This is a genomic window from Ideonella sp. FW305-24 (genome assembly GCF_058788035.1).
In genome coordinates this window covers 311,500-338,318 of record NZ_JBYTAI010000006.1, presented here as the reverse complement: position 1 = coordinate 338,318, position 26,819 = coordinate 311,500, and the positions used below count along the sequence as shown (strand labels likewise).

Below are 26,819 nucleotides of genomic sequence, written 5' to 3'. Positions count from 1 at the left end.
ACCAAAGCATGGCGGCCAGAGGCGCCGTGCCACACCAGGCAGCGAGTCGGGGCAGACGAGCGACCGAATTCATCAAGCTGGAACTCCGTTTCAACGAAGCGGCCAGCTTACGCGGCTTGGCATGACAACCTTGCGCGGAGCGCCGCGCAAAGTGCGTGGTTTTGTAAACAGGCCATGCTGGCCAGTTGGCCGCAATCAGTGCCTGGTGTTCATCAAGCGCCCCACCGTCCCATCCGCCTTCAGCTTGTCAAACGCCGCCTTGGTGCGCGCCACGGTCTCGTCCGGCGTGGCCTTGCTGTAGGCCATGTAGATGCCGGTGGTCAGCGCGTCCAGCGTCAGCACTTTTTCGAGTTTTGCAAAGGGAATGCCAGCTTCGGTGCAGAAGGCCTGCGCGTCGCTTTCGGGCAGGGGCACGAGCTCGACCTGGCCGCTGAGCAGCTTGCGAAAGTTGTCGACGTTCTGGGATGAGGTGATCAGGCGCTCGAAGCCCTGGTCCTTCAGGTACTGCTGGCGCAGGTCGTCGCGCATCACGCCGATGCTGTAGCGCCTGGCGTCTTCGAGCTTGCGCACGGCAATGTCCTGGCGCTCACGCAGCTTGTAGAGGTGGTACTCGAGGCGCATGAATTCGCCGGCCCACTTGAACTGGGTCTCGCGGGCCGGCGTTCGCGCGATCAGGTAGATCAGCACGTTGGGCTCCTGCAGCGCCATGTCGTAGGCGCGGGCCCAGGGGTAGATGCCGATGCGGTGGTCGGTCAGGCCGGCGTTCTGCAGGCTGGCTTCGACGATCTCGCTGGCCGGGCCGGCGACCTTGCCGTCCTTCTGCACCACGTAGGACGAGGCTTCGGCAACAACCTTCAAGGTCTGGGCATGCAGGCTCGTGACGAGCAGCGAAGCGGCCAGCGCCAGCAGGCGAAACAGCGGGATGGAATGCTTCATCGAAAGCTCCTGGGACTAGTTCGAGACGCGGTTGCGGCCCCGGTTCTTGGCGCGGTAGAGGGCTTCATCGGCACGCTGCATCAGCTCATCGAAGCGGTGCATGGTCTCTTCGTCGAACTGCGCGACGCCAATGCTCAGCGTGACGTGCAGCGCCACCAGCGAACCGGTGTGCGGCAGGCCCATCTGCAGCAGCCGTGCGCGCAGCCGCTCGGCCGCGGCAACCGCCTGCTCGGCATCGAGCGCCGGCAGCAGCACGGCAAATTCCTCGCCACCGATGCGGGCGCAGAAGTCGCCCGAGCGGGTGAAGGTCTGCTTCAGCGCATCGGCCACGGCCTGCAGGCACTGGTCGCCGTGCGCGTGGCCGTAGGTGTCGTTGTAGCGCTTGAAGTAGTCGACGTCGCAGACCAGCAGCGACAGCGGCAACTGCTGGCGCCGCGCACGGCGCAGCTCGGTTTCCTTGACCTCGTCGAAGTGGCGGCGGTTGGCCAGGTCGGTCAGCGGGTCGGCGCGTGACAGCCGCTCCAGCCGGGTGTTGACCGCGCGCAGCTCGGTGGTCTTGGCGTCCACCAGGTCGGCCAGGCGGTCCCGGTGCGCGGCCAGTTCGCGTTCGTCGCGGTGCTGGCGCGCCAGGTAGTCCGACAGGTTGCCCTGCAGGTGGTTGACACCGGCTTCGAGCAGGGTGAGCTCGTCGCGATGGGCGGCAGCGCGCTGCAGTTGCAGCCGCCGGCCCAGGGTCTCGGGCGTCAACGTGGCCAGGTGGCGGGCGATGCGCCGCACGTGCACCGTGACCGAACGATGGAACAGCCACATGATGAGGCCTGCCAGCAGCACCGACTGCAGCACCTGCGTCAGCACGATCTCCAGCAACTCGCCGCGCAACCGCAGCCACAGCAGGCGCTCGTCGCCCTGCAGCGTGAAGTCGCCGATCACCTCGACCGCGCCCGGATACGGGCTGTAGCTCAGCTCTCGCTGCAGTGTCGGGGCGCTGCCGCCCTCGGGCGCGCCGGGCTTGCGCTGCTGCAGCACCTCCGGCGAGCGGCCGGACTGGCGCAGCCTCAGCTCGATGCGGCCGACCGACTGCACCTGCGCCATGCTCGCCATGTGGGCCAGCAAGTCCTCGCGGTCCATCTCCCAGATGGCCTTGGCCAGCGCGCGCTGGAACACGTCGCCAATCAAGGCCAGCTCGGTGTTCATCGTCGCCACATTGGCCTGCCAGGCCAGCCAGGTGCGTGCAGCCACGCTGAGCCCGGTGAACAAGAGGCTGAACACCAGCGTGGCCAGCACCAGTTTGCGGCCCAGCGAATGGCCGAGCACGGTGTCGGACGGATGGTCGGGCGCAGCGGACTGAGCATCCACCGCTGGCTCGCCCGCGGGCACCACAGGCTCAGCCGATGATGCTGGGCTCACGCCGTGATCGGCCGCGGCGCGGGCCTCACAGCCAGCGCTTCTGGATGCGCTCATAGCTGCCGTTTTTCTTGATCGTCTCCAGGCCCTTGCGGAAGCGCTCGACCACCGCGTCCGGCGTGCCCAGGCTGAACGCCATGTTCAGGCCTTCTTCGCTGCCCACATCGGGCAGGTGCAGCGCACGCACCAGCAGCTTGGCGGGATCGTCGCCAGTGCGGCGCACCAGGTACAGCGCGTTCAGCTCGTTGGAGATCCACAGGTCGACCCGGCCCTGCTTGAGCTTTTCGTAGTTCAGTTCGTACTTGCTGCTGGACTGCAGGTTCTGCCCCAGCAACAGGCCTTTGCTCGCCAGGTACTGCTCGCCGGCGTCTTCATGCACGGTGGCGATCTGGTACTTGCGCGCATCCTCCAGCCGCGTGAGCTTGACGGGCCGGGCGGCCAGCGCAAACAGGTACCAGCGCGTGGGCGCGACCACGCCCACCCACTTGAACAGCTTCTCGCGCTGCGCCGTGCGAGAGATCGAATAGATCAACACGTTCGGTTCGTTCAGCGCGGTGTTGTAGGCCCGCGCCCACGGCATCACCTGGATCGCCGTCGGCTGGCCAAGCGTTTCCAGCACCGCCCGCACGATCTCCGTGCTCAGGCCGGTGACCTTGTCGTCCTGCGTCATGTTGTAGGGCGGCAGCTCCTCGGTGAGGATGCGCAGTTCGGCCGGCGCCGCAGCAAGGCTCAGCCCCGGGCAGGCCAGCGCACCCATCGCGCCCAACAGGCAGGTGACGGCGTCTCGGCGGTTGGGCGGCGCAGCAGCTGGCATGGCAGGCGTAGGAGCGGACAACGGGGGCAGCAGGAGGCGGCGGCGGAAAGTTCCGCCATCGTCTGTGCTATCGGCTGGAACACCAAGGACTTGAGCCAGCTGAGGCTGGCCAGACCGAAGCGGATAATCCCACGCCGATGAACGCCTCTTCAGCCCCCGCCACGCCCAAGCCAGACGCACCACCGCCGCGCAGCCGTTTGTCGCTCTACCTGGACCTGATCCGCTGGAACCGGCCTGCCGGCTGGTTGCTGCTTTTGTGGCCTACGCTGGCCGCGCTGTGGATGGCGGCGGACGGTTTCCCGGGCTGGCATTTGCTGACGGTCTTCACGCTGGGCACGGTGCTGATGCGCAGCGCCGGCTGTTGCGTCAACGACGTGGCAGATGCCGAGTTCGACAAGCATGTGAAGCGAACCGCACAGCGGCCAGTGACCAGCGGCGCGGTGAGCAAGCAGGAGGCGCTGGCTGTGGGCGCGGTGCTGGCACTGCTCGCCTTCGGGCTGGTGCTGACGACCAATCCGCCGACGATCTGGCTGTCCGTCGTGGCGCTGGCGGTCACGCTGCTGTACCCGTATGCGAAGCGCGTGGTGTCGATGCCGCAGGCCGTCCTTGGCGTGGCCTTCAGCTTCGGCATTCCGATGGCCTTCAGTGCAGTGCAAGGTGGGCAGGACTGGGCACTGGCGGCCATTCCGGCGGCCGTGCCGGCATTGGCCTGGTGGCTGCTGGTGGGCAACCTGTTCTGGGTGCTGGCCTACGACACCGAATACGCGATGGTCGACCGCGACGACGACCTGAAGATCGGCATCAAGACATCGGCCATCACGCTGGGCCGCTTCGACGTGGCCGGCGTGATGCTGTTCTACGGCACCTATCTGATCAGCTGGGGCGCGCTGGGCCACGGGCTGGGCCTGCTGAAGACCTACCTGATCGGCATCGCCGCCGCGGCGCTGCAGGTCGGCTGGCACTTCACGATGATCCGCCACCGCTCGCGCGATGGCTGCTTCCGCGCGTTCCGGCTCAACCACTGGGTGGGATTTGCGGTGTTCGCCGGGACTGTGATCTCGTACTTGCCAAGCTGACGCGGGTCGAGCGCCGGGCCGCCCCAAGCCGGCCCGCATCCCCTCGGGGGGCCGCTTGGCGTGCCCGCCAAGCGAGAGGCGCCATCAAGCCCCAAACTCGTCGCCCAGTTCCTTGGCCCGGTTCTTCGCGGCCAGCATCGCGAACATGAAATGCTGCTTCACGCCATGCGCTTCCAGCACGTTGAGCGCGGCGAAGGTGGTGCCGCCCTTGGACGTGACGCGCTCGCGCAGCACTTCGGGCGAGTCGCTGGATTGGCGGGCCAGCTCGGTTGCGCCGGCGAAGGTGGCCAGCGCCAGCTCGCGGCCGGCTTCGGCGCTCAGGCCCATCTGTTCGGCAGCCTGGACCATGGCTTCGATGAAGTAGAAGACATAGGCCGGGCCGGAGCCTGACAGCGCGGTCACCACGTCCAGCTGCTCCTCGCGTTCGACCCACAGGCTGCGGCCGGTGGGCGCCAACAGCTGCTCGATCTGCAGCCGCTCGTCCAGCGTGACCTGGGCCATGGCGAACAGCCCGGCAATGCCTTGGCCGATCAACGCTGGCGTGTTGGGCATGCTGCGCACCACGCGTTCGCTGCCGGTGGCGCGGGCAATCGCCTGCACGCGGATGCCGGCCATCACCGACAGGTGCAGCGCCTGGCCGACATGGCCGGCGCAGGGCGCCGCGGCGTCGGCAAACAGCTGCGGCTTGACGGCCCACACCACCAGCCCAGCCTGCGCCAGCGCCGGGCCAGCCATCGGCAGCACCCGCACGCCGAACTGGGCAATCAACCGGTCCGCCTGCTCGGCCGAAGGCTCGACCACGGTGATGGATTCGGCCGCATGGCCGGATTTCAGCAGCCCGCCGATCAACGCACTGGCCATGTTGCCCCCGCCGATGAAGGCGACGCGGGAAAGGGCTGGCGCGGTGGCCGGCGACGGGGCGTGAAAGGGCGTGGCAGTGCTCATGCCGGCGAGTGTAGAGAAATGCCGTGTTCAGCGGCCGGACCGTCCCCTGTAGAGGGCATTCCGCCGATACAGATGCAGGCCAACCCGGGGACTTCATGCAAAACTTGCATAGCCCTCGGTGACAAATTCGGCGGCTCCGGGCCTAGAGTGCGGCCAGCGTCACGGCGGCCCCCATGAGACGGCCTGCCGCAGGCGCGCACACCCGAGAATTCCCTGGAGATTTCGCGTCATGTCTTCGCCGCTTTCCTTTGTTCACCCCACGCCGGACAGCCCCTGGGGCACCTACCTGTCGCAGGTCGACCGCGTCGTCCCCTATCTGGGCAACCTGGCCCGCTGGGCCGAGACGCTCAAGCGCCCCAAGCGCACGCTGATCGTCGACGTGCCCATCGAGCTGGACAACGGCACCGTGGCGCACTTCGAGGGCTACCGGGTGCAGCACAACCTGTCGCGCGGCCCGGGCAAGGGCGGCGTGCGCTACCACCCGGACGTCACGCTGGAAGAAGTGATGGCGCTGTCGGCCTGGATGACCGTCAAGACCGCTGCGGTGAACCTGCCGTTCGGCGGCGCCAAGGGCGGCATCCGCGTCGATCCGAAGCAGCTGTCGATCAAGGAACTGGAGCGCATGACGCGCCGCTACACCAGCGAGATCGGCCTGATCATCGGCCCGCAGAAGGACATCCCGGCGCCGGACGTGAACACCAACGGCCAGATCATGGCCTGGATGATGGACACGTACTCGATGAACACCGGCTCCACCGCCACCGGCGTGGTCACCGGCAAGCCGTTGCACCTGGGCGGCTCGGCCGGCCGCATCAAGGCCACCGGCCGCGGCGTGTTCGTCACCGGCCGTGAAGCGGCCCGCCGCATCGGCATGGACCTGAACGGCGCACGTGTCGCGGTGCAGGGCTTCGGCAACGTGGGTGGCTCGGCGGCCGAGCTGTTCGCGCAGGCGGGTGGCAAGATCGTCGCCGCGCAGGACCACACCGGCACCATCTACAACGCCAACGGCTTCGACCTCGGCGACCTGATCCCGCACGTCACCCACACCGGCGGCGTGGCCGGCTTCAAGGGCGCCGACGTGATGAAGTCCGAGGAGTTCTGGGACGTCGATTGCGACATCCTGATCCCGGCCGCGCTCGAAGGCCAGATCACCGAGGACCGCGCCCGCCGCATCAAGGCCAGGCTGGTGCTCGAAGGCGCCAACGGTCCGACGGTGCCCAAGGCCGACGACATGCTGTTCGAGCGCAACATCCTGGTCGTGCCCGACGTGATCTGCAACGCCGGTGGCGTGACCGTCTCGTACTTCGAATGGGTGCAGGACTTCTCCAGCTTCTTCTGGAGCGAGGACGAGATCAACGTGCGCCTGGACAAGATCATGGTCGACGCGCTGAAGAAGATCTGGGACACCGCCGACCGCCACAAGATCACGCTGCGCACGGCGACCTTCGCTGTGGCCTGCGAGCGCATCCTGATCGCCCGCGAGGAGCGTGGCCTGTACCCGTAAACCGACGGACATGCCCCTGAGTGGGGCTGCTTCGCCTCACGCGCACGACATGGCCACCTCCCGAGGTGGCCTTTTTCATGGCCGGCCATTGACGACAATGGACACCCGTTGACTGCCACCTGCCTGCCATGCGCCGCCGCCTCGCCTTGCTGCTCCTGCCTGTTGTCGCCTTGCTGAGCAGCGCCACCGCCTGGGCGCAGGCCTGGCCCGCGCGAGCGGTGCACATCGTCGTGCCGGCACCTGCCGGCAGCTCGGTGGACGTGACAGCGCGGCTGTTGGCCGACAAGCTGAAGGATCGCTGGGGCCAGCCGGTGGTGGTGGACAACAAGCCAGGCGCCGGCGGCATGCTGGGCGTGGACGCGGCCGCCAAGGCCGCGCCGGACGGCTACACGATCGCGGTCGGCTTCAACGGCCCGGTCGCCTTTGCGCCCTTCATGTACCGCAAGCTGCCGTACGACCCGGCCAAGGATTTGGTCCCGGTGGTGATGACCACGCTGCAGCCCAATGTGCTGGCGGTCAGCGCTTCGCTGCCGGTGAAAAACGTCAAGGACTTCATCGCGCTGGGCAAGGCCAAGGCCGGCAAGATGAACTACGCCTCGGTCGGACTGGGCAGTTCCTCGCACCTGACGATGGAACTGCTGCTGGCCGAGGCCGGCTTCGAGGCCACGCACGTGCCGTACAACGGCTCGCCACCGGCCGCGATGTCGGTCGCCAGCGGCGAGACCGATGCGGTATTTGCCGCGGCACCCGCGCTGCTGCCGCTGGCCAGGACCGGCAAGCTGCGGCTGATCGCCGTCAGCGGCCGGCAGCGGCTGGCCTCGATGAAGGATTTGCCGACGCTGGTCGAAAGCGGGTTGCCGAATGTCGAATCGATGATCTGGAACGGCCTGTTCGTCGCCGCGCGCACGCCGGACGCTGTCGTGCAAAAGCTCAATGCCGACGTCAACGCCGTGCTGCAGGACCCGGCCGTGATCGCCAGCTTCGAGGTCCAGGGCCTGCTGCCCGGCAGTGGCTCGGTGGCCGATTTCCGCCAGACGGTGGCCAGCGACACGCAGCGCTGGGGCGCGATCATCCGCAAGATCGGCTTGCAGCTGGATTGAGGGCCCTTTGCCTCCAGCGTAGTTCAAATAAATGGGGTCAGAGTCAATTTATCTGAGCACAGCCGCAGCGCTGCTGTGAGGTACCTTAAGATAAATTGACTCTGACCCCATTTATTTGTGCGCCGACCGTCCCCGGCTTTCACCACGCGGGTCGGTCCGGCCTGCGTGTCAAAGGCCTGCGAGCAAAGCCGCATTCCCACCCGCTGCAGCGGTATTGACCGTCAGCGTCTGCTCCGCACAGAAGCGGTACAGCTGACGCGGACTGGTGGCTTCGGTGAGGGACAGCAGCGGCAGGATCGCGCCGGGCTGCGCGGCGAGCTGGTGCGCCAGGCGTGGCAACACCGCAGCAGACGTGGCGCAGACGCCCGCTACACGCGCGTCTGCCACCAGCGCGGTACCCAGCGAGTCGAAACTGCCGGGCAGCGGCTGCAGCACGGCCGCCGGCAGGCCGGCCTGGCGCAGCGCTTGCAGCCAAGGCTTGGCGGCGTCGATGGCCGTCTCGCTGCCGGCCCAGGCGACCGTGTTGCCCGTGACCAGCGCGGCGCCGACTGCGGCGGCCAACACGTCCTGCGCTGCGTCTTCGCCGACAAACGCGAACAGGCCGCGACCGTGCAGGCGAAGCTCGTTTCGCTCGCCGGTCGGGCCGGGCAGTTCGAGCTTTGCCAGCGTGGTTTCGGCCGCCGTAGCCAGCGCGCGCCACCGGGTGGCGATGGCCGGGCGGCTGGCGGCAAGGGCATCGGCCGCGCGACGCAGCAGCGCACTGCGCTGGTCCAGCGGCGTGGCACGCCACGCGGGCAGCGCCTGCAGCGGCGGGTTCAGTGCAGCGTGGGCGGTGGTGGCGACCAGTGACAGGCCGGGTGTCACGACGGGCGCTGGCGCGAGGCTGGGCACCGCGCCGGGTTCGGCCGCGAAGCGCAGCAGGTAGTGCGGGCCGCCGGCCTTGGGGCCGGTGCCGCTCATGCCTTCGCCACCAAAGGGCTGCACGCCGACGACCGCGCCGATCATGTTGCGGTTGACGTAGACATTGCCGATCTGCGCGAGCGCCGCCAAGCGCTCGGCGCGGCTGTCGATGCGGGTCTGGATGCCGAAGGTCAGGCCGTAGCCGAGGGCGTTGATCTCGCGCACCAGGGCTTCGGGTTCGCCGCGCCAGCGCACCACGTGCAGCACCGGGCCGAAGATCTCGCTCTGCAGCGCACTCACGGCCGGCAGCTCGAAGGCCACCGGCGGCACTAGGCGCGGGAAGGCGGCGGCATCCACCACTGTTTCGCCGAGCAGTTTGGCCTCGCGCTTCAGGCGCTGGACCTGGGCCGAGATGCCGCCGAAGGCTTCGTCGTCGATCACCGGGCCAACGTCGGTGCGCAACTCGGCCGGGTCACCCACGCGCAACTCGGCCATCGCGCCGCGGATCATCTCGATCACGCCATCGGCAATCGCTTCGTGCACGCACAACAGGCGCAGCGCCGAGCAGCGCTGGCCGGCGGAGCGGAAGGCGCTTTGCACGACCGCGTCGACCACCTGCTCGGGCAGCGCGGTCGAGTCGACCACCATCGCGTTCAAGCCGCCGGTTTCGGCAATCAGCGGCACGGGCGCACCGTCCGTCATCGCCGATTTTTCGGCGAGACTGCGCTGGATGATGCGGGCGACCTGCGTGGAGCCGGTGAAGCACACGCCTGCGGTGCGCGCATCGGCCACCAGGCCCGCGCCCACGGTTTCGCCCGGGCCGTGCAGCAGCGCCAGCGCGTCGGCCGGCACGCCGGCTTCGTGCAGCAGTGCGACCATGGCCGCGGCAATCGCCGGTGTCTGCTCGGCCGGCTTGGCGGCCACGGTGTTGCCTGCCACCAGCGCGGCGACGACCTGGCCGGCGAAGATCGCCAGCGGGAAATTCCACGGGCTGATGCAGACGAACACGCCGCGGCCCTGCATCGGCGTGGGGCCAGCCAGCGCGGCCTCGGCCTGGTCGGCGTAGTAGCGGCAGAAGTCCACCGCCTCGCGCACCTCGGCCACGCAGTCGCCCAGGGTCTTGTGGGCTTCCTTGACCAGCAGGCCGCAGTAGCTGGCCAGGCGTGCGTCCAGCAGGTCCCCGGCGCGGCGCACGATGGCGGCGCGCTCGGCCACGGGGCGGGCGGACCAGGCGGCAAAGCCGGTGGCCAGGCGGGTCATCGCGGCGTCGATGTCGGCGGCACCGGCTTCGGGCACGGCGGGCACGACGGTCGACGCGATCGCTTCGCTGAGCGGGGCGCGCTGGGGCAGGCTGGTGATGTCGGCGCCGGTCGAGTTGCGGCGGGTCGCGCCGTAGAGGTCCGCCGGCAGCGGCAGGCCTTCGGCAACGCCGGCTTCCGGCGCGGCGGGATGGGCCAGTTGCAGCGGCGAGGCCAGCAGTTCGGCGGGCGAGACCTCGGCGTCGGCCAGCAAATGCACGAATGACGAGTTGGCGCCGTTTTCCAGCAGACGGCGCACGAGATAGGCCAGCAGGTCGCGGTGTTCACCCACCGGCGCGTAGACGCGGCAGGCGGCCTTGGCATCTTTCAGCACCTCGCGGTAGATGCCGTCGCCCATGCCGTGCAGACGCTGCATCTCGTAGTCGGCGCCGGGCTGGGCACCGGCGTCGATGGCCATCTGCTGGATCGCGGCAATGGTGCCGGCGTTGTGCGTGGCGAACTGGGGGTAGATGACTTCGCGATGCCCCAGCAGCGCCTGGGCACAGGCGAGGTAGGACACATCGGTGTGCGGCTTGCGGGTGTAGACAGGATAGGCTGGTAGTCCCATTTCCTGCGCGCGCTTGACCTCGCCGTCCCAGTACGCGCCCTTGACCAGGCGCACCATGAAACGCAGCCCATGCGCGCGCGCGATGCGGGCCACCTCATCGACCACCGCCAGCGCGCGCGTCTGATAGGCCTGCACCGCGAGGCCGAAGCCACGCCACTGCGGGTAATGCAGCGCGATGCGTTCGGCCAGCGCGTCCAGCAATTCCAGCGACAGCTCCAGCCGGTCGACCTCCTCGGCGTCGATGGTCAGGTTCAGCTGGGCCGGCGCGGCGCGCTCGACCAGCGCCCAGACGCGCGGCAGCAGCTCGGCGAACACGCGCTCGCGCTGCGCGTCTTCATAGCGCGAGAACAGCGCCGAGAGCTTGATCGAGATGCCGTCGCTGCTCTCCGGGCCGCGGCCGCCGGCGGTGGCGGCGATCGCGGCTATCGCCTTCAGGTAGGCCGCCTGGTAGCGCTCGGCGTCGTGTTCGGTGCGGGCACCTTCACCCAGCATGTCGTACGAAAAACGCAGCATCGGTTGCGCCTTGCGCTGGCTGGCGGCCTCGGCCATGGCTTCCTGGATGTGGCGGCCCAGCACGAACTGGCGGCCCAGCAGCTGGATGGCGCGCACGGTCGCGGCGACGACAGTGCGCGCGCCCAGGCGCTTGATCAGCCCGCTGTCCTGCTCGGCCTCGGGCAGGAATTTCTTCGACAGCGCGATGGCGCTGGCCGACAGGTTGGCCAGCAGGCCGCCGCTGCTGTCACTGCTGTCGAAGTCGGCTCGACCGAGCTGGTCGGCGGTCAGCGCAATCGCGGTTTCCACGTCCGGCACACGCAGCAGCGCTTCGGCCAGCCGCATCAGCGCCAGGCCTTCGGCGCTGGAGATCGGGTATTCCTTCAGAAGCGACTCCATGGCCCAGAAAGGCGCCGGCTTGTCGCGCACAGCCAACACCCAGGGCGTGGCGCGTGCGGTCACCGCACCCCAATCCAACCCCGCATCGACTCGCGCACGCGCTGCGGCCAGCACCTGCGCCTCGGGCTGGTACGGAAATGGCAAGCGCTGGCGCTGGGCCGGCAAGGGGAACGGCGTGGGGGTGTGCATGGCAGTGAAAGGCAGTAGAAAACCTGACTGGATAGATGCGCAGCTTATGCGGACAATTCCCGGTAAAGATTCGGAGTTTTGACCGTATGACGGAGTTTTCTCAAGAATGAAGCCCACCCTCGAACCGATCGATCTCGAGCGAGGGCTGGACAAGATCGATTTGCGCATCTTGCGCGTGCTGCAGAAAGATGGGCGCATCAGCAACCTGAAACTCGCCGAAGAGGTGCATCTGTCGCCCACGGCCGTGCTGGAGAGGGTCAAGCGGCTGACGCGCGAGAACTTCATCCTGGGCTACGAGGCGCGGCTGAACCCGGTCAAGCTGGGCGCCGGGCTGATGGTCTTCGTCGAGGTGCTGCTGGACCGCACGGTGCACGACGTGATGGACAGCTTCCGCGCCGCGGTGCAGGTGCGGCCCGAGATCCTCGAATGCCACCTGGTGGCGGGCGGCTTCGACTACCTGCTGAAGACGCGGGTGTCGGACATGGCGGCCTACCGCTCGTTTGTCGGCGACGTGATCTGGTCGCTGCCGGGGGTGCGCGAGACGCGCACTTATGCGGTCATGGAAGAAGTGAAAAATACCACTTCGCTGAGCTTCTGACCGGATTTCTGGCGGCAATGCAGGCATCCACCCACCAGACCGCCTGAAAACACCCCCTTTCGAGGGGACCTCGGAAAACCTTCTCCCCCCCACCAGGGCGATTGAGCGCGAGAGCTGCATGCCGGACGATGCCGTCCCATGCAGTACCCGCCATCACCACCCAACGAAAGCCAGGAGGAGGATCCCATGTTCAGCGCCCTCAACACGCCGCGCGCAGCAGTTCAACGCTTGTCGCCGCTGCTGCCCATGCTGAGGGTGCCGCCCCTGGGGCCCGTGCGCCAACCGGCCAGCGTGCCACCGCCGGCGGGCCTGAAGCTGCCGGCGGAAGATCCGTTGCGCGGCGGCTGGCACGACTCCAGCCTCGATCTGCAGCGCGGGCTGCTGGTGCAGGACCTGTACGTCGAAGCGCCAAACACCGACTGGCTGGCGCTGTTCGACGAAGACGACCTGCCCAAGCGCTGATCACTCACGCGCGTGCGCCGAAGATCGCGGTGCCGATGCGCACCAGCGTGGCGCCTTCGAGCACCGCCGCTTCCAGGTCAGCGCTCATGCCCATGGACAGCGTGTCCAGCCCGGCCAGCCCCTGGGTCCGCAGCGCAGCCAAGGCCTGGGCCAGCGCGCGGTGCGGCAGCCGCTGGGCCGCAAGGTCTGCAGCAGGCTCGGGAATCGCCATCAGGCCGCGCAGCCGCAGCCGCGGCAAGGCGGCCACCTGCGGCGCCAGCACCGTCAACTCGTCCAGCGCGATGCCGCTCTTGCTGGCCTCGCCGCTGATGTTGACCTGCAGGCAGACGTTCAGCGGCGGCAGCTGCGCCGGCCGCTGGGCCGACAGGCGCTCGGCGATCTTCAGCCGGTCCACCGTGTGCACCCAGTCGAACTGCTCGGCCACCACACGCGTCTTGTTGGACTGCAGCGGGCCGATCAGGTGCCATTGCAGCTCGCCGCGCAGGTCGGCCAGCGCGGCGATCTTGTCCAGCGCCTCCTGCACGTAGTTTTCGCCGAATTCGCGTGCACCGGCCGCGTGGGCCGCGCGCACCGCTTCGGCGGCGCAAGTCTTGCTCACCGCCAGCAAACGGACATCGTTCACGTCGCGCCCTGCGGCAGCGGCGGCCTGGGCCAGGCGGCCCCGGACTTGTAGTATGTTCTCAGCGATACTGGCCATGGTCGTTCCAGGATAAACCAGGCCGGTCCCAGCCCACCGCAACCGGCATTCCAAGGCTGCACGCCACACACCCATGGACATCACCCAACTGCTGGCTTTTTCTGTCAAGAACAAGGCCTCCGACCTGCACCTGTCCGCCGGCCTGCCGCCGATGATCCGGGTGCACGGCGACGTGCGGCGCATCAATGTGGAGCCGCTGGGCCACAAGCAGGTCCACGCCATGGTGTACGACATCATGAACGACACCCAGCGCAAGCAGTACGAAGACACGCTGGAGTGCGACTTCAGCTTCGAGGTGCAAGGGCTGGCGCGCTTCCGGGTCAACGCCTTCCACCAGAACCGCGGCTCCAGCGCGGTGTTCCGGACCATTCCGTCGAAGATCCTGACGCTGCAGCAGTTGAACTGCCCGCCGATCTTCGCCGAGCTGGCGCTCAAGCCGCGTGGCCTGGTGCTGGTGACCGGGCCGACCGGCTCGGGCAAGTCGACCACGCTGGCGGCCATCATCGACCACCTCAACGAGAGCCACTACGGCCACATCCTGACGCTGGAAGACCCGATCGAATTCGTGCACGAATCGAAGAAGTGCCTGATCAACCAGCGCGAGGTCGGCCCGCACACGCTGAGCTTCTCGAACGCGCTGCGCGCCGCGCTGCGCGAAGACCCGGACGCGATCCTGGTGGGCGAATTGCGCGACCTGGAAACCATCCGCCTGGCGCTGACGGCCGCTGAAACCGGCCACTTGGTGTTCGGCACGCTGCACACCTCCAGCGCTGCCAAGACCATCGACCGGGTGGTCGACGTGTTCCCGGCGGCCGAGAAGGACATGGTGCGGGCGATGCTGTCGGAATCCGTGGTCGCGATCATTGCGCAGACGCTGTGCAAGACCAAGGACGGCCAGGGCCGCGTGGCGGCGCACGAGATCATGCTGGGCACCTCGGCCATCCGCAACCTGATCCGCGAGAACAAGATCGCGCAGATGTATTCGTCGATCCAGACCGGCAACAACGTTGGCATGCAGACGCTGGACCAATGCCTGGCCGACCTGGTACGACGCAACCTGGTGTCTGGCAGCGAGGCCCGCGTGAAGGCCAAGTTCCCCGAGAACTTCCCCGGCTGAGCCGGGAAAGCGGCGGCAGTGAAGCGGCTTCTTGCCTTTTTCCGTGCGCGCCAGCCCGTGGCTGCGCCGAGGGAGGACGACTCCGGCTTCTACGCCACGCAGTTTGTCGACCGCCACCAGGACACGCAGCTGTTCGTGCCCTGGACGCTGCGCGCCCCTGACCTGAACGCCAAGCCCTACGACGGCTCGCTGGGCGTGCTGTCGCTGGTCAAGCTGCTGGGCCAGGACCGTGCGCTGGCGCTGCTGGGCGCCGAGCAGCTGGCGGTGCTGGGCGGCTACTTCGAATACGTGCAGCTGGACAGCGGCAAGCAGATCATCGGCCAGGACGAGCAGGGCGACTTCCTCGTCGTGGTGCTGCAAGGCGTGGTGGCCGAGGACCGCATGCAGCCCTCCGGCGCACGCGCACGCATCGGCGAGTCGCGTGCAGGCGACCTGCTGGGCGAGATGTCGATGCTGGACGGCGGCACGCGTTTTTGCGCCTGCACCGCCTTGACGCCGGTGACACTGGCTGTGCTGGCCAGCCAGGCGCTGGAGCGCATGATGATAGAAGAGCCGCGGCTGGCCGCCTCGCTGCTGGCCTGGATTGCCAAGCGGCTGTCGCTGCGGCTGCGCCAGGTCAGCGCGCGGCTGTCGGTGCAGCTGACACGCAGCACCCATGATTGACGCGCATCGCCTTCACGCGGACTGAAGCGCACTCGACTTTTCCTCTTGCCTCGAAAGACCCCGCCCCATGGAACGCGATCAGGCCTCGAAATTCGTCAGCGACCTGCTGCGCCTGCTGGTCACCCGCAATGGCTCGGACTTGTTCCTGACCGCCGACTTCCCGCCGGCGATCAAGGTCGACGGCAAGGTCACCAAGGTCTCGCCGCAACCGCTGACCGGCTCGCACACGCTGGCGCTGGCGCGCGCCATCATGAACGACAAGCAGGCGGCGGACTTCGAGCGCGACAAGGAGTGCAACTTCGCGATCTCGCCGCAAGGCATTGGCCGATTCCGGGTCAACACCTTCCTGCAGCAAGGCCATGTGGGCATGGTGCTGCGGACGATTCCGGCGCATTTGCCGACCATCGACGAGCTGAGCCTGCCGCGGGTGCTGAAGGAAGTTTCGATGACCAAGCGCGGGCTGGTCATCATGGTCGGCGCCACCGGCTCGGGCAAGAGCACCTCGCTGGCGGCGATGGTGGACTGGCGCAATGAAAATGCCTACGACCACATCATCACCATCGAAGACCCGGTCGAGTTCGTGCACCCGCACAAGAACTGCATCATCACGCAGCGCGAGGTCGGCATCGACACCAACGACTGGGAAGTCGCGCTGAAGAACTGCCTGCGCCAGGCGCCGGACGTGATCCTGATGGGCGAAATCCGCGACCGCAAGACCATGGAGCTGGCGGTCGCCTTCTCCGAAACCGGCCACCTGTGCATGGCCACGCTGCACGCCAACAGCGCCAACCAGGCGCTGGACCGCATCATCAACTTCTTCCCCGAAGAGCGGCGCGACCAGTTGCTGATGGACCTGTCGCTGAACCTGAAGGCCATGGTCTCGCAGCGGCTGATCCCGCGCCAGGAAGGCAAGGGCCGGGTCGCCGCGGTCGAGATCATGCTGAACACGCCGCTGATGGCCGACCTGATCTTCAAGGGCCAGGTGGGCGAGCTGAAGGAGCTGATGAAGCGCTCGCGCGAGCTGGGCATGCAGACCTTCGACCAGGCGCTGTTCGACCTGTACGAGGCCCACGCGGTGAACTACGAAGACGCGCTGCGCAACGCCGACTCGGTCAACGACCTGCGGCTGAACATCAAGCTCAACAGCAGCCGCGCACGGGTCAGTGACCTGTCTGCCGGCACCGAACATTTGACGATTGTTTGATCCCGTCTTTCTTTGATTCGCCCATGACCAAGACCTACGAAGCCACCCCGTCGCAAACCGTCGCCTTCATCGGCCTGGGCGTGATGGGCCACCCGATGGCCGGCCACCTGCAGCGCGCCGGCCACCAGGTCACGGTCTACAACCGCAGTGCCGCCAAGGCGGCTGCATGGGTGGCGGAATACGGCGGTCGCAGCGCGCCGACGCCACGCGAGGCCGCCGTTGGCGCGAAGTTCGTGTTCTGCTGCGTGGGCAATGACGACGACCTGCGCTCGGTCACGCTGGGCGCGCACGGCGCATTCGCCGGCATGGCCGAAGGCGCGGTGTTCGTGGATCACACGACCGCCTCGGCCGAGGTGGCGCGCGAGCTGCACCGAGCGGCGCGCGGGCTGGGCCTGCAGTTTGTCGACGCGCCGGTCTCTGGCGGCCAGGCGGGCGCGGTCAATGGCATGCTGACGGTGATGTGCGGAGGCGATGCCGGGCCGTTCGATGCGATGCAGCCGGTCGCAATGGCCTACTCGCGCGCGGTGACCCGTGTTGGCGAAGTCGGTGCCGGTCAGCTGGCCAAGATGGTCAACCAGATCTGCATCGCCGGCGTGGTGCAAGGCTTGTCCGAGGCGATTGCCTTCGGCCAGCAGGCCGGGTTGGACATGAAGCAGGTGCTGGACGTGATCGGCAAGGGTGCGGCGCAGAGCTGGCAGATGGACAACCGCGGCAAGACCATGGTCGACGGCCAGTTCGAGTTCGGCTTTGCGGTCGACTGGATGCGCAAGGACCTGGGCCTGGTGCTGGACGAAGCCCGGCGCAACGGCGCCAAGCTGCCGGTGACGGCGCTGGTGGACCAGTTCTATGCCGACGTGCAGGCGCTGGGTGGCAACCGCTGGGACACTTCCAGCCTAATCCGCCGGCTGCGCGGCTGAGCGATTCCCAGCCGCTGCAGCGGCGGCAGCACTCAGCGCGCCTGCAGCGCTTTGCGTTCTTCTTCGGTGATGGTCTCGGTGACCTTCACGACTTTTTGCACGCCATTGATCGCGCGCGCCAGGTTGGCCGCGCGGTCGCTTTCCTCGGTGGTGACGCGGCCCATCAGGTAGACGATGCCGCGCTCGGTGACGACCTTGAAGGCATTCGCCTGCACGTCGCCCGCGTCGACGAAGGTCGCCTTGACCTTGCTGGTGACAATCAAGTCGTTCGAGCGCGAGGTCAGCGAGCTGCTGCCCATCACCGCGGTCTCGTTCGTCACCGAGCGCACGTTCTCGATGCCGGCCACCGCCTGCTCCAGCGCAGCACGATCGGCCTCGTTCGGCACTTCGCCGGTCAACAGCACCCAGCGGTTGTAGCTGACCACACCCACGTGGCCGCGGTCGCCCAGCACCGCGCTGACCTTGCGCGCGGCCTTGGACTCGATGGCGGCGTCTTCCACTTGCGCGCCGGAGGTGCGGCGGTCGGTGTACAGCAGCACGCCGCCAGCGGCGCCGCCCAGCATCAGCGGCACGCAGGCGCTGAGGCCGGTACCGGCCAGCGTGGTGGCGGCCAGCAGCGTGGCAAGGGAAGCGAGGCGGCGAGGAGTGAAAACAGCAGGCATGTGAACTCGGTTTCTGACAGGCCGAAGCAGGCCCGGGATCAGGCGACGGGGGCGCGGCTCAGGCCGGCCCGTCCTCGCCCAGCAGTTGGATGTCGATCGCGTCGCACAGTGCGTGCAGCGCCATCAGGTGCAGTTCGCGCACCCGCGGCGCGCGAGGGCTGGCCACCGGAATCCAGACGTCGGTCTCGGCCAGCCGGTCCGGCCAGGGGCCAGGGTCGCCGCCGGTCAGCAGCAGCACGCTCATGTCCTTGTCATGCGCGGCCTGCACGGCTGCGTGCAGGGCAGGGTCGGTGGACAGCAGGCCGGCGAACACCACCAGCAGGTCGCCGGGTTGGCCCAAGGCACTGATCTGCGTGGCCAGCAGCAGCTCCGGCGCCGGACCGGCCTGGCCGCCCAGCGGCCTGGCCAGCGCCGGGCCCAGGGCCACGGCCGCCAGCGAGGGCCGCTCGCGCTCGAAGCGCAGCATCAGCGCGGCGCACAGCCACTGGGCCAGGTCGGCGTCGGCCCCTTGGCCGCAGGCCAGCAGCTTGCCGCCAGCGGTGAGGCAGCCGACTGCAGCTTGCGCAGCCTCCGAAATGGGGCGGGAGAGGGCTTCGGCAACCTGGTTGAGCAGGTCGGCGGTCTCGAAGAAATGGTGCTGGATGCGAGCTTCAAGCATGGGCGCCGATGATAAGCCGCGGCTGTGACGCAATCCGGGCTACCGCTTGGGTGCTGGCCGGCGCCAGGAGTTCCGTGCGGATGACGGCGAGCTGGCGATTCACGCGGCGTCGAAGGCGGCTTTCAGCCACTCGATGCGGCCATCGTCGATCGCCACCACATCGAAACGGCACGGTGGCAGCGTGGCGAACTGCATCAGGTAGGCGCGCGCGGCATAGATGAGCTTTTGCTGCTTGGTGCGCGTGACGCTGGCCGCCGCGCCGCCATGCGCACTGCCGCGGCGCGCCCGCACCTCGACGAAGACCAGCGTGCCGTCGCGGTCGCGCAGGATCAGGTCGATCTCGCCAGCCCGGCGCGACGGGCCACGGGCCAGCCGATAATTGCGCTCGACCAGCTTCAGGCCATGGCGCTGCAAATGCGCCAGGGCCTGGTCCTCGGCTTGCACGCCGGCGGGCACTTCGCCCTCGGTGCCCGCGGCCGCGGCTGCAGGCACCGCCACCGCAGCGCGTTTCCAGAGACCCATGTCCGCCCCCTCCTCTTCCGCCCATTTGCTGCAAGCCGCAGCCGCCGCCGCCGGCAGCCAGAGCTTTCCGGCCAGCACGCTGTACGTGGTGGCCACGCCCATTGGCAACCTGGCCGACTTCAGCCTGCGCGCGGTACACACGCTGGCGCTGGCAGACGCCGTGGCCTGCGAGGATACGCGGGTCAGCGGCGGGCTGTTGCGCCACCTCGGGCTGGACAAGCCGCTGATCGCGCTGCATGAGCACAACGAACAGAGCGCCGCGGCCAAGGTCCTGGAACGGCTGGCGCGCGGCGAGCGGGTGGCCTATGTCAGCGACGCCGGCACGCCAGCCGTGTCCGACCCTGGCGCGGTGCTGGTGGCGCAGGCGCAGGCCGCCGGCTACCGCGTGATGCCGCTGCCGGGCGCCAGCAGCGTGGTGACCGCCTTGAGCGCCGCCGGTTGCCTGGCGGGTCACAGCGGCGCAGTGGGATTTCACTTCACCGGCTTCCTGCCGGCCAAGGGCGGCGAGCGCCAGGTGGCGCTGGAAGCGCTGCTGCAGCAAACAGGCGCGACGGTGCTGTTCGAAGCACCGCACCGCATCGAAAACCTGGTGGCGGCGCTGGCTGAGCGCTGCGCGGAGCGCAAGGTCACCTTGTGCCGCGAGCTGACCAAGCAGTTCGAGCAGGTTCACAGCGCACCCGCAGCCGCGTTGCCGGCCTGGCTCGCGGCGGACGCGCAGCGCCTCAAGGGCGAGTTTGCGTTGGTGCTGCATCCGTTGCCGCCGGCCGTGCAGCAAGACGGCGACGATGGCCTGCCCAGCGATGCCAAGCGCCAACTGAAGGTGCTGCTGAGAGAGTTGCCACTGAAACAGGCAGTGGCGCTGGCCGCCGAGCTGAGCGGTGCGCCACGCAATGCGCTCTACACGCTGGCGCTGCAGCTTCGCAGCGCCGGTGGCGATGAAGAAGCCGCGTCCGGGCAAGACTGAAAACCTGTCGTCGGAAAAAGAAAGCCCGCCGGGGCACAAGGCCAGGGCGGGCTGCAGCGTGATCAACCGGGGGCTCCAGGCCTGACCTGCGGGCCGCGCGCTGGGGCTCAGTCAGCGCGCGCCGGCAGGTGACCTGCACACACCTTGGACGATCACTGTTGCGGGGTGGTCGTCGGCGCAGTGGTCTGGCCGTCATGCGCCTGACGGGCAATGTGGCGGTTGGTGCGGCGCTCGGCCGAACGCACGCGGCTGCGCTCCTTGGCGGTCACCGTGCCATCGGCAGCAGCCTTGTCTTGCAGGTTGCTGATGTGCGTTTCCTGCTTGTCCAGGCGGTTGGTTTCGGCAGCATTCAGGCCACCGCTGGCGGCGGCTTTGTCGATGCGCTGTTGTTGGCGGTCCTGCTTTTGCGCAATGTGCGGCGTGCTGGCGCCGCGCTCGACCGGGGTCGCGGTTTGCGCGGAGGCCGCCACGCTGGCCAGGGACAGGATGCTGGCCAGGGCCAGTGCAGAGGTGGTTTGCAGCTTGAACATGGGATCGCTCCTTCGATTTGGGTGAGACAAACAGGCCGGCGCCGGTGGGTGGGGTTGCTTGTGTCGCCGGATGTGAAGCACAACGCATCCCATGCTGCGTGAGATGACATCGAATGGTCAATGCATGTAACGCCCCACAGGCTGCAGGCGCACTCCTACAATCAAAAACATGATCTCGCGCGAACCCACCCTCGAACGGCTTGCCGTGGCCCAAAGCCTGCTGCTGGACCCTTACCAGCTGACGGAAGCCAGCCTGTCCCGCGCCCTGGCCACCATCGGTGAACACCGGGTGGACGACGCGGATCTCTATTTCCAGTACACCCGCCACGAAGGCTGGAGCCTGGAAGAAGGCATCGTCAAGAGCGGCAGCTTCTCGATCGACCAGGGCGTGGGCGTGCGCGCCATCGCCGGCGAGAAAACTGCGTTCGCCTATTCGGACGACATTTCCGAGGCCGCGCTGCTGGATGCCGCGCGCACCGTGCGCAGCATCGCTGCAGCCGGCCAGAGCCGCCGCGTCAAGCTGGACCGCAAGCCGCAAATCGCAAAGAGCCGTTTGCTCTACGCGCCGCTGGACCCGATCGCCACGCTGGACAGCACGCAGAAGGTCGCGCTGCTGGAGCGCGTCGAGAAGATGGCCCGCGCCCGCGACCCGCGCGTGGTACAGGTCATGGCCGGCCTGGCCGCTGAATACGACGTGGTGATGGTGGCACGCGCCGACGGCACCCGCGCCGCCGACGTGCGCCCGCTGGTGCGCCTGTCGGTCACCGTCATTGCCGAGCAGAACGGCCGCCGCGAAGTCGGCTCCGGCGGCGGCGGCGGCCGCTTCGGCCTGGGCTACTTTCAGGAATCCCAGCTCAACGAATACGTGGACCAGGCCGTCAACGCGGCACTGACCAACCTGGACTCCCGCCCCGCACCGGCCGGCATGATGACCGTCGTGCTGGGGTCCGGCTGGCCCGGCGTGATGCTGCACGAAGCCGTTGGCCACGGACTGGAAGGTGACTTCAACCGCAAGGGCGCGTCCACCTTCTCCGGCCGCATCGGCGAACGCGTCGCCTCCAAGGGCGTCACCGTACTGGACGACGGCACGCTGACCGACCGCCGCGGCTCGCTGAACGTCGACGACGAAGGCAACCCGACCCAGCGCAACGTGCTGATCGAAGACGGCATCCTGCGCGGCTACATCCAGGACAGCATGAACGCCAGGCTGTCCGGTGTGAAGCCCACCGGCAACGGCCGCCGTGAAAGCTACGCCCACGTGCCGATGCCGCGCATGACCAACACCTACATGCTGGCGGGCGACAAGCCCAAGGAAGAGATCATCGCCAGCATCAAGCGCGGCCTCTACGCCACCAACTTCGGCGGCGGCCAAGTCGACATCACCAGCGGCAAGTTCGTCTTCTCCGCCTCTGAAGCCTTCTGGGTCGAAAACGGCAAGATCCTCTACCCCGTCAAGGGTGCCACCCTGATCGGCAACGGCCCCGACGCCATGACCCGAATCAGCATGATCGGCAACGACCTCGAACTCGACACCGGCGTCGGCACCTGCGGCAAGGAGGGCCAGAGCGTGCCTGTGGGCGTGGGGCAGCCGACCTTGCGGATCGATGGGTTGACGGTGGGTGGGACGGCTTGAGTTTCGCGGACCCCGATACTCTGATCGGATGGATCGGAACTGTGGTTATTTCGATGGGCCTGCGTAGATTTCGCTGAAGCCCCCCCGATCCAGGTCGTGCGCTTCTCAAACTCGCTGTTGTGCACTTCCTGACCAAAAGTCGTCGAAACCAAGGTCCATTTTTCTGAGTTGTTCCAGTCGGGCCCCCAGCGAGTTTGCATCTGGACATCGGTGACGGCAGCGGGCGCCAAATCGCCCAACTTGTGCCCTGTGATCAGGCGCAATGCGGTAAGAAACTCGTCGAAACTGGTGCGAATGTCGAACGGCAGTTCCTTGAAGGGTTGGTGCTGGGACGCGCTACCTTCTGATCTGTAGAGTTGCTGCGCATGTGCAGTTTCTTTCACACCCATGCCTGCTGACGGAATTTGGCCCGCAGTGATGGGCAGGGCGCCCTGGTCGGTATCAAACCAAATGTGTGCGCTTGTCGAAGGCGAGTAGCGCTCCCAGTCGGTGATGCCAGCCTGAGCAGCCGCCATGTTGAACACATACTGCAAGTGGCACATCGCGCCATCACGGCCCAACTTGGCTTGGCAGCTGGTGTTCATCACGGTGAACATCATGTGCTGCTTCACTTGAGACACCGCTCGCTCGGCAGGACGTCCGACCTCCATCGAACCCACGCTTTGCTTGGCAAACACACGCGCGTCGACCGTCGCGCCCGATGTGCTGCGCCAAGGTCTGATCGCAGTTGGAGAGTTCCATGCTTGGCGAAACGCGACGTATGTTGCAATGCCATTGGCGTTGTAGCCTTGCCATCCGTGCCAGCCTGGCCGGTGGGTAACAGAAATGGACGCTTGCCAAAATTGTCCGGGCCTGTGGTGGTGTAGAGCCCCACGCCCCCACCGGCATCACTTGGGTTGAAAAGACTCAATTCGGCCCGGTCTGCTTGGCCGCCCCGGCAACTTCGCCTCCAGCGACATTCGAACCGGCCGTCCAGCGACTGCTGCTGTCGGTGGCATTCGTGGCGATGCCTGTCCTACCAGCCGCAAGGGAAAAGTCGGCGTCAGATCCTCCGGTCACCGGTCCGTCAGAAATCTTGCGGGTGCAGTCCGTGGATCGACCGAACAGAGCGATCTTCATGCCCGGCGTCATTGCCCGCTGAGGGCCGGTCATGTTCCACGCCGCCTCGACGCCTCCCCCAGTCTGGGCCTTCACCACAGAGGTATCCGACCATGAACGATCCACCTTGACGTGTAGAGCGTGTGTGGCAGTGGGCAGCGATCAATGGCCACCGCGTCATCCTGTGGGTTGGGTGTACCTTCCTGAGAACAAAGAGGAACGCTTTCAGTTCCGTCTTCTGCCCAGGCCCAGGCAACCGCCCAGCCTAACGACAAACGCGAATGCGGGATGCTCGCTTGCGCACCCCGCATGGCCGTCCATCAATCAATCAGCCGTCATTGCGCAGGGCCGACATAGAGCGTATTGAAGCCGCCACCAATGTGGGAGTGTCGCGTTGCCGCCGTGTCGTTGTAAATCTCATGCCCGAACGTCGACGAGACCAGAGTCCAGTAGGCCGGGTTGTTCCATTGCACAGACCACAAGGTGCTCATCTGTTCATCCGTGACCTGGGCGGCTGGAATGTTCAACCGTGCAGCGGCGATGATGCGAGCAGCGTTCAACAATTCGTTGAAGCTGATTCGCAGATCAAAGGGCTGATTGGAAAAAACGCCATGTTGGGTGGCCGCACCGGCAGAACGATAGAGCGCAAGACCCGTGTCCCGATCTGCCACGGCCCCCCCCTTGCTCGGCACCATGCCCGCCACGATCGGCAGTCCAGATTGCGCGGCGTCAAACCAAATCCACCCTTCCCCAGAAGGCGAACGCGACTCCCAGTCGGTGACGCCTGTGCGCACGGCCGCCGTGTTGAACAGATATTGGATCTGGCAGGGGCGCTGCACACCCTTTTGGCACTCGGTATTGATCAGCGACACCATCACTTGTTGTTTGACCTGGACCGTCGGGCCATTGTTGGCGCCAACATCCGCCGACCCCATGGTCTGCACCGACAAAACGCGGGCCTCTGCAGGCTGGCTGGCCACGTTCCCCCACGGGCGAATGGCTGCGGTCGAGTTCCATGCCTGCCGGAAAGCAATGAAATTTGCCAGGCCGTTGGCGTTGTAGCCGTCCCCGTCAATGCCAGACGACGAGGTTGCCTGAAGAAAGGATTGCTGACCATTGCTGCCAGGGCCCACCTGGGTGTATATGCCCATCCCGCCATTGCTTGCACTGGGATTCAGGAATGCCCAATTCGGACCTGTCAGGCTTTGTGCGGCAGCATTGCAGGCCGTCGTCGCGCCGGATGGCGTCCATCGCGAAAGCGTCTCGGCAGGTCCTGCTTCGATGCCAGTCAAGGCGCGGGCGGCGGCAAATTCGGTGTCCCCTCCTTGGGCAACTGGTCCATTGGCTGCCTTGGCATCACACTCTTCGGACACGCCGAAGAACGCGACTTTCATGCCCGGCACCATTGCGAGCTGTGGATCCCGGATGTTCCAGCCTGCGACGGTGGCGCCGCCGAACAAGCTGCGCTGCTGGTCGGCGGTTGCCATGGAATCGTTCACCAGGACACGCAACGCAGCCGTACCCGCTGGCAAAGCATCGATGGCAACGGGGGACCCGCCGCTGTCCTGTGGCGTCTCGCTCCCAGAGCCGGAACTGCCTGACGGCACGGATCCACCAGAGCTGCCGCCACCACCACCGCACGCTGCAAGTGCCGCGCTGGCTGCCACAGCCAGCAGCCAGCGGGTTGCTGCGCCAGACACATTGGATTGGTTGAACTCTGCCTTGTGCGTGCCCATGCCCGCGCTCCTCGTAACGCGCGGTCGCCGGGACGGCTTCCGCATGAGGAGTACTTCGGCCTGCGGGGCGTGGCACTTGTGCGGGAACAAAGCGAGAGATCGTGGCCACCTCCGGCTAAAGCTCGGCACGTGGTGGCCGAGAGGGACGCTTACACTGGCGCGGCCCGCCAGTTGCCTGGCACTTTGGCGAACGAGGGATGAATGGAAGCTTTGTTGACACTCGACGCCAGCTGCAAATTCTTGAGCGAGCGGCGAGAAATACTGACCCAGAATTCAGTGAGCGAAATCCCCGCGCGCGTGATGCAGTTCTGGGACAAGAATCCCCCAGACCAGATCCAGACGCTGCTGGAAAGAAATCAATTCCTTTGCCAGCGGGCCGGCATTGAATACATCATTTTCAATGAAAACACCGCTCGAGAATATTTGCTGTCCAACTGCGATAGCGAGACTTCCTCAGCCTATGACATTGCCGTTCATCCGGCAATGAAATGCGATGTTTTCAGGCTAGCGTTTCTGTACTGCACCGGTGGACACTACATCGATGCTGACATCGTTTTCCGCCCCAACCTCCCGGACTTGATTGCAATGAAAGGCGATCTGCTGGTTTATCAATGGGATTCAAACAATCTCTCAAACCTTTGCAACTGGCTGATTGGATCCCGTTCTCGCAATGCCGCCATGGGCGAGGCCATGCTGCGCACCGCGAGAAATGTCATCTCGGCCTGCGAGCGGGATCCGCAAGCCGCGCTGCGCAATATACTGGGAGTCTCTGGCCCGGGCATATTCACCCGCGCAATTGCAACTTCACTTGCTGCAAGGCCTGAAGTTGCAACCAACTCGAACATTCAGACAGTTTCCACAGCGCATCGATTCATCCAACTGGGCCCGGCCTATCTGAAGAGCAGCCTTTCTTATAAAACAGATGCCAGGCACTGGTTGGCGGCAGGTGAAAAATTGCCACCAGTGATTTCTGAAGCCGTGGTGGAGGCAGGCGAACCTCCCGCTCGATCCATCGAACCGCAAGGTGCTGGCGACCCGCCATCCACAGGCTGGTTTTCTCGGGTCATTCAACAAATTTCACGTGGCAGGAGGCATTAGGACAATGAACGTGATTGACCATGGGCAAGGTAACTCAATCAAAATTTCACCGGACCTCCAAGGAAAGTTATCTGTCGAAGTGCATGGCGATGGCAACGTATTGACGATAGGCTCGAGTTGTCGCATGCCAAGTTTTAAAATTGACATCAGAGCGAACAACAGTTCAATCTCAATTGACGATCAATGTGTTTTGATAGGCGAGGTCGCCATTCGCAGCGCAAACGCGCATCTGCAAATCGGTGCAAAAACCACCACGATGGGCGTCAAAATCACCATGCATGAAGCCGGCACGATTCGCATCGGCAAGGACTGCATGTTTGCTGGTGACGTTCGGATGGACACGAGCGACATGCACAGCATTCTGGATGCCGCCACTGGCGATCGCCTCAACCCACCGGGTGACATATCGATCGCAGATCATGTGTGGCTGGGATATGGCGTCTATGTGATGAAAGGCGTCCAGATTGGCGCCAACAGCGTAGTCGGAACGGGTGCGATCGTCACATCCGACTTGGGCGAACACACCCTGTCGGCGGGAGTGCCTGCCAGGGTCATCAAGCAAGGCATCACCTGGGATCGACGTCGACTGCCAATGAAGAACCCATCACTGGCGGGAACCAAGTTTTGATGGCGTC

The 26,819-nt window shown here is 66.4% G+C and carries 25 protein-coding genes and 1 pseudogene; 13 read left to right on the top strand and 13 right to left on the bottom strand.

Going from position 1 to position 26,819, the window contains the following annotated elements; genetic code table 11:
• Positions 1–195: 195 nt before the first annotated feature.
• From AC3WR5_RS18720 to AC3WR5_RS18710, 3 genes are all read right to left on the bottom strand, one after another.
• A complete protein-coding gene (locus AC3WR5_RS18720; protein ID WP_492486213.1) occupies positions 196–936 on the bottom strand; it encodes a substrate-binding periplasmic protein in 741 nt (246 codons plus the stop codon).
• A gap of 15 nt (positions 937–951) precedes the next feature.
• Positions 952–2,292, bottom strand: a complete 1,341-nt coding sequence (locus AC3WR5_RS18715) for a GGDEF domain-containing protein (protein ID WP_492486211.1) — start codon at positions 2,290–2,292, stop codon at positions 952–954.
• A gap of 76 nt (positions 2,293–2,368) precedes the next feature.
• On the bottom strand, positions 2,369–3,154 hold the full coding sequence (locus AC3WR5_RS18710) for a substrate-binding periplasmic protein (RefSeq protein ID WP_492486209.1): 786 nt from the start codon (positions 3,152–3,154) through the stop codon (positions 2,369–2,371).
• 137 nt (positions 3,155–3,291) lie between these two features.
• Here AC3WR5_RS18710 and ubiA point away from each other — a divergent pair, with 137 nt between their 5' ends.
• Positions 3,292–4,230, top strand: a complete 939-nt coding sequence (gene ubiA, locus AC3WR5_RS18705; protein WP_492486208.1) for a 4-hydroxybenzoate octaprenyltransferase — start codon at positions 3,292–3,294, stop codon at positions 4,228–4,230.
• An 84-nt stretch (positions 4,231–4,314) separates the two neighbouring features.
• Here the strand turns inward: ubiA and proC are convergent, their stop codons facing one another.
• A complete protein-coding gene (gene proC / locus AC3WR5_RS18700; protein ID WP_492486206.1) occupies positions 4,315–5,175 on the bottom strand; it encodes a pyrroline-5-carboxylate reductase in 861 nt (286 codons plus the stop codon).
• A gap of 229 nt (positions 5,176–5,404) precedes the next feature.
• Between proC and AC3WR5_RS18695 the strand changes: the two genes are divergently transcribed.
• Positions 5,405–6,679, top strand: a complete 1,275-nt coding sequence (locus AC3WR5_RS18695) for a Glu/Leu/Phe/Val family dehydrogenase (RefSeq protein WP_492486204.1) — start codon at positions 5,405–5,407, stop codon at positions 6,677–6,679.
• 128 nt (positions 6,680–6,807) lie between these two features.
• Positions 6,808–7,779, top strand: coding sequence for a Bug family tripartite tricarboxylate transporter substrate binding protein (locus AC3WR5_RS18690; protein WP_492486203.1), 972 nt, complete (start codon positions 6,808–6,810; stop codon positions 7,777–7,779).
• Between the two features lie 168 nt (positions 7,780–7,947).
• On the opposite strand, the gene AC3WR5_RS18685 is transcribed toward AC3WR5_RS18690, so the two are convergent.
• Together AC3WR5_RS18685 and AC3WR5_RS18680 are read right to left on the bottom strand one after the other, a co-directional pair.
• Entirely contained in the window at positions 7,948–8,343 is a 396-nt protein-coding gene (locus tag AC3WR5_RS18685; RefSeq protein WP_231010748.1) for an aldehyde dehydrogenase family protein, read from the bottom strand.
• A 306-nt stretch (positions 8,344–8,649) separates the two neighbouring features.
• A pseudogene (locus AC3WR5_RS18680) lies at positions 8,650–11,625 on the bottom strand (L-glutamate gamma-semialdehyde dehydrogenase); the annotation flags it as partial.
• Between the two features lie 106 nt (positions 11,626–11,731).
• Here AC3WR5_RS18680 and AC3WR5_RS18675 point away from each other — a divergent pair.
• Both AC3WR5_RS18675 and AC3WR5_RS18670 read left to right on the top strand, forming a co-directional pair.
• The gene (locus tag AC3WR5_RS18675; RefSeq protein WP_141288129.1) at positions 11,732–12,223 is read left to right on the top strand and encodes an Lrp/AsnC ligand binding domain-containing protein; all 492 of its coding nucleotides are present in this window, start codon (positions 11,732–11,734) and stop codon (positions 12,221–12,223) included.
• A gap of 186 nt (positions 12,224–12,409) precedes the next feature.
• On the top strand, positions 12,410–12,685 hold the full coding sequence (locus tag AC3WR5_RS18670; protein WP_492486202.1) for a hypothetical protein: 276 nt from the start codon (positions 12,410–12,412) through the stop codon (positions 12,683–12,685).
• A 4-nt stretch (positions 12,686–12,689) separates the two neighbouring features.
• Here AC3WR5_RS18670 and AC3WR5_RS18665 read toward each other — a convergent pair whose 3' ends face one another.
• Positions 12,690–13,382, bottom strand: coding sequence for a YggS family pyridoxal phosphate-dependent enzyme (locus AC3WR5_RS18665; protein WP_492486200.1), 693 nt, complete (start codon positions 13,380–13,382; stop codon positions 12,690–12,692).
• 73 nt (positions 13,383–13,455) lie between these two features.
• Between AC3WR5_RS18665 and AC3WR5_RS18660 the strand changes: the two genes are divergently transcribed.
• The 4 genes from AC3WR5_RS18660 (at position 13,456) to AC3WR5_RS18645 (ending at position 17,283) form a co-directional block, all read left to right on the top strand.
• The gene (locus tag AC3WR5_RS18660; protein WP_141288132.1) at positions 13,456–14,499 is read left to right on the top strand and encodes a type IV pilus twitching motility protein PilT; all 1,044 of its coding nucleotides are present in this window, start codon (positions 13,456–13,458) and stop codon (positions 14,497–14,499) included.
• A 57-nt stretch (positions 14,500–14,556) separates the two neighbouring features.
• A complete protein-coding gene (locus AC3WR5_RS18655) occupies positions 14,557–15,162 on the top strand; it encodes a Crp/Fnr family transcriptional regulator (protein WP_170200905.1) in 606 nt (201 codons plus the stop codon).
• Between the two features lie 67 nt (positions 15,163–15,229).
• A complete protein-coding gene (locus tag AC3WR5_RS18650; protein WP_141288134.1) occupies positions 15,230–16,366 on the top strand; it encodes a PilT/PilU family type 4a pilus ATPase in 1,137 nt (378 codons plus the stop codon).
• A gap of 23 nt (positions 16,367–16,389) precedes the next feature.
• On the top strand, positions 16,390–17,283 hold the full coding sequence (locus tag AC3WR5_RS18645; RefSeq protein ID WP_492486198.1) for an NAD(P)-dependent oxidoreductase: 894 nt from the start codon (positions 16,390–16,392) through the stop codon (positions 17,281–17,283).
• 32 nt (positions 17,284–17,315) lie between these two features.
• On the opposite strand, the gene AC3WR5_RS18640 is transcribed toward AC3WR5_RS18645, so the two are convergent.
• The 3 genes from AC3WR5_RS18640 to AC3WR5_RS18630 form a co-directional block, all read right to left on the bottom strand.
• Positions 17,316–17,945, bottom strand: a complete 630-nt coding sequence (locus AC3WR5_RS18640; RefSeq protein WP_492486196.1) for a BON domain-containing protein — start codon at positions 17,943–17,945, stop codon at positions 17,316–17,318.
• 58 nt (positions 17,946–18,003) lie between these two features.
• The gene (locus AC3WR5_RS18635) at positions 18,004–18,603 is read right to left on the bottom strand and encodes an SIS domain-containing protein (RefSeq protein ID WP_231010529.1); all 600 of its coding nucleotides are present in this window, start codon (positions 18,601–18,603) and stop codon (positions 18,004–18,006) included.
• A gap of 99 nt (positions 18,604–18,702) precedes the next feature.
• Positions 18,703–19,125 (bottom strand): YraN family protein, encoded by a 423-nt coding sequence (locus AC3WR5_RS18630; RefSeq protein WP_492486194.1) that lies wholly within the window; start codon positions 19,123–19,125, stop codon positions 18,703–18,705.
• Here AC3WR5_RS18630 and rsmI point away from each other — a divergent pair.
• Entirely contained in the window at positions 19,124–20,089 is a 966-nt protein-coding gene (gene rsmI / locus AC3WR5_RS18625) for a 16S rRNA (cytidine(1402)-2'-O)-methyltransferase (RefSeq protein WP_492486193.1), read from the top strand. The two genes, AC3WR5_RS18630 and rsmI, sit on opposite strands and share 2 nt — an antisense overlap.
• Before the next feature lie 152 nt (positions 20,090–20,241).
• On the opposite strand, the gene AC3WR5_RS18620 is transcribed toward rsmI, so the two are convergent.
• Positions 20,242–20,619, bottom strand: coding sequence for a hypothetical protein (locus tag AC3WR5_RS18620; protein WP_141287856.1), 378 nt, complete (start codon positions 20,617–20,619; stop codon positions 20,242–20,244).
• A 169-nt stretch (positions 20,620–20,788) separates the two neighbouring features.
• Here AC3WR5_RS18620 and tldD point away from each other — a divergent pair, with 169 nt between their 5' ends.
• Entirely contained in the window at positions 20,789–22,252 is a 1,464-nt protein-coding gene (gene tldD / locus AC3WR5_RS18615; protein ID WP_492486191.1) for a metalloprotease TldD, read from the top strand.
• A gap of 906 nt (positions 22,253–23,158) precedes the next feature.
• Here the strand turns inward: tldD and AC3WR5_RS18610 are convergent.
• Entirely contained in the window at positions 23,159–23,371 is a 213-nt protein-coding gene (locus AC3WR5_RS18610; RefSeq protein ID WP_492486189.1) for a hypothetical protein, read from the bottom strand.
• A gap of 314 nt (positions 23,372–23,685) precedes the next feature.
• Positions 23,686–25,086: a hypothetical protein gene (locus AC3WR5_RS18605; RefSeq protein WP_492486188.1), complete on the bottom strand. Its 1,401-nt coding sequence runs from the start codon at positions 25,084–25,086 to the stop codon at positions 23,686–23,688.
• Between the two features lie 201 nt (positions 25,087–25,287).
• Here AC3WR5_RS18605 and AC3WR5_RS18600 point away from each other — a divergent pair, with 201 nt between their 5' ends.
• The gene (locus tag AC3WR5_RS18600; protein WP_492486186.1) at positions 25,288–26,184 is read left to right on the top strand and encodes a glycosyltransferase; all 897 of its coding nucleotides are present in this window, start codon (positions 25,288–25,290) and stop codon (positions 26,182–26,184) included.
• A 4-nt stretch (positions 26,185–26,188) separates the two neighbouring features.
• Positions 26,189–26,812 (top strand): acyltransferase, encoded by a 624-nt coding sequence (locus AC3WR5_RS18595; RefSeq protein ID WP_492486185.1) that lies wholly within the window; start codon positions 26,189–26,191, stop codon positions 26,810–26,812.
• The last annotated feature ends 7 nt before the right edge of the window (positions 26,813–26,819 follow it).

Coding starts and splice junctions, on each gene's coding strand:
- AC3WR5_RS18635 (WP_231010529.1), bottom strand. CDS start 18,603: ATGCTTGAAGCTCGCATCCAGCACCATTTCTTCGAGACCGCCGACCTG.
- AC3WR5_RS18650 (WP_141288134.1), top strand. CDS start 15,230: ATGGAACGCGATCAGGCCTCGAAATTCGTCAGCGACCTGCTGCGCCTG.
- AC3WR5_RS18610 (WP_492486189.1), bottom strand. CDS start 23,371: ATGAAGATCGCTCTGTTCGGTCGATCCACGGACTGCACCCGCAAGATT.
- ubiA (WP_492486208.1), top strand. CDS start 3,292: ATGAACGCCTCTTCAGCCCCCGCCACGCCCAAGCCAGACGCACCACCG.
- AC3WR5_RS18645 (WP_492486198.1), top strand. CDS start 16,390: ATGACCAAGACCTACGAAGCCACCCCGTCGCAAACCGTCGCCTTCATC.
- AC3WR5_RS18690 (WP_492486203.1), top strand. CDS start 6,808: ATGCGCCGCCGCCTCGCCTTGCTGCTCCTGCCTGTTGTCGCCTTGCTG.
- tldD (WP_492486191.1), top strand. CDS start 20,789: ATGATCTCGCGCGAACCCACCCTCGAACGGCTTGCCGTGGCCCAAAGC.
- rsmI (WP_492486193.1), top strand. CDS start 19,124: ATGTCCGCCCCCTCCTCTTCCGCCCATTTGCTGCAAGCCGCAGCCGCC.
- AC3WR5_RS18710 (WP_492486209.1), bottom strand. CDS start 3,154: ATGCCAGCTGCTGCGCCGCCCAACCGCCGAGACGCCGTCACCTGCCTG.
- AC3WR5_RS18605 (WP_492486188.1), bottom strand. CDS start 25,086: ATGGGCACGCACAAGGCAGAGTTCAACCAATCCAATGTGTCTGGCGCA.
- AC3WR5_RS18695 (WP_492486204.1), top strand. CDS start 5,405: ATGTCTTCGCCGCTTTCCTTTGTTCACCCCACGCCGGACAGCCCCTGG.
- AC3WR5_RS18630 (WP_492486194.1), bottom strand. CDS start 19,125: ATGGGTCTCTGGAAACGCGCTGCGGTGGCGGTGCCTGCAGCCGCGGCC.
- AC3WR5_RS18640 (WP_492486196.1), bottom strand. CDS start 17,945: ATGCCTGCTGTTTTCACTCCTCGCCGCCTCGCTTCCCTTGCCACGCTG.
- AC3WR5_RS18720 (WP_492486213.1), bottom strand. CDS start 936: ATGAAGCATTCCATCCCGCTGTTTCGCCTGCTGGCGCTGGCCGCTTCG.
- proC (WP_492486206.1), bottom strand. CDS start 5,175: ATGAGCACTGCCACGCCCTTTCACGCCCCGTCGCCGGCCACCGCGCCA.
- AC3WR5_RS18600 (WP_492486186.1), top strand. CDS start 25,288: ATGGAAGCTTTGTTGACACTCGACGCCAGCTGCAAATTCTTGAGCGAG.
- AC3WR5_RS18620 (WP_141287856.1), bottom strand. CDS start 20,619: ATGTTCAAGCTGCAAACCACCTCTGCACTGGCCCTGGCCAGCATCCTG.
- AC3WR5_RS18675 (WP_141288129.1), top strand. CDS start 11,732: ATGAAGCCCACCCTCGAACCGATCGATCTCGAGCGAGGGCTGGACAAG.
- AC3WR5_RS18670 (WP_492486202.1), top strand. CDS start 12,410: ATGTTCAGCGCCCTCAACACGCCGCGCGCAGCAGTTCAACGCTTGTCG.
- AC3WR5_RS18660 (WP_141288132.1), top strand. CDS start 13,456: ATGGACATCACCCAACTGCTGGCTTTTTCTGTCAAGAACAAGGCCTCC.
- AC3WR5_RS18595 (WP_492486185.1), top strand. CDS start 26,189: ATGAACGTGATTGACCATGGGCAAGGTAACTCAATCAAAATTTCACCG.
- AC3WR5_RS18665 (WP_492486200.1), bottom strand. CDS start 13,382: ATGGCCAGTATCGCTGAGAACATACTACAAGTCCGGGGCCGCCTGGCC.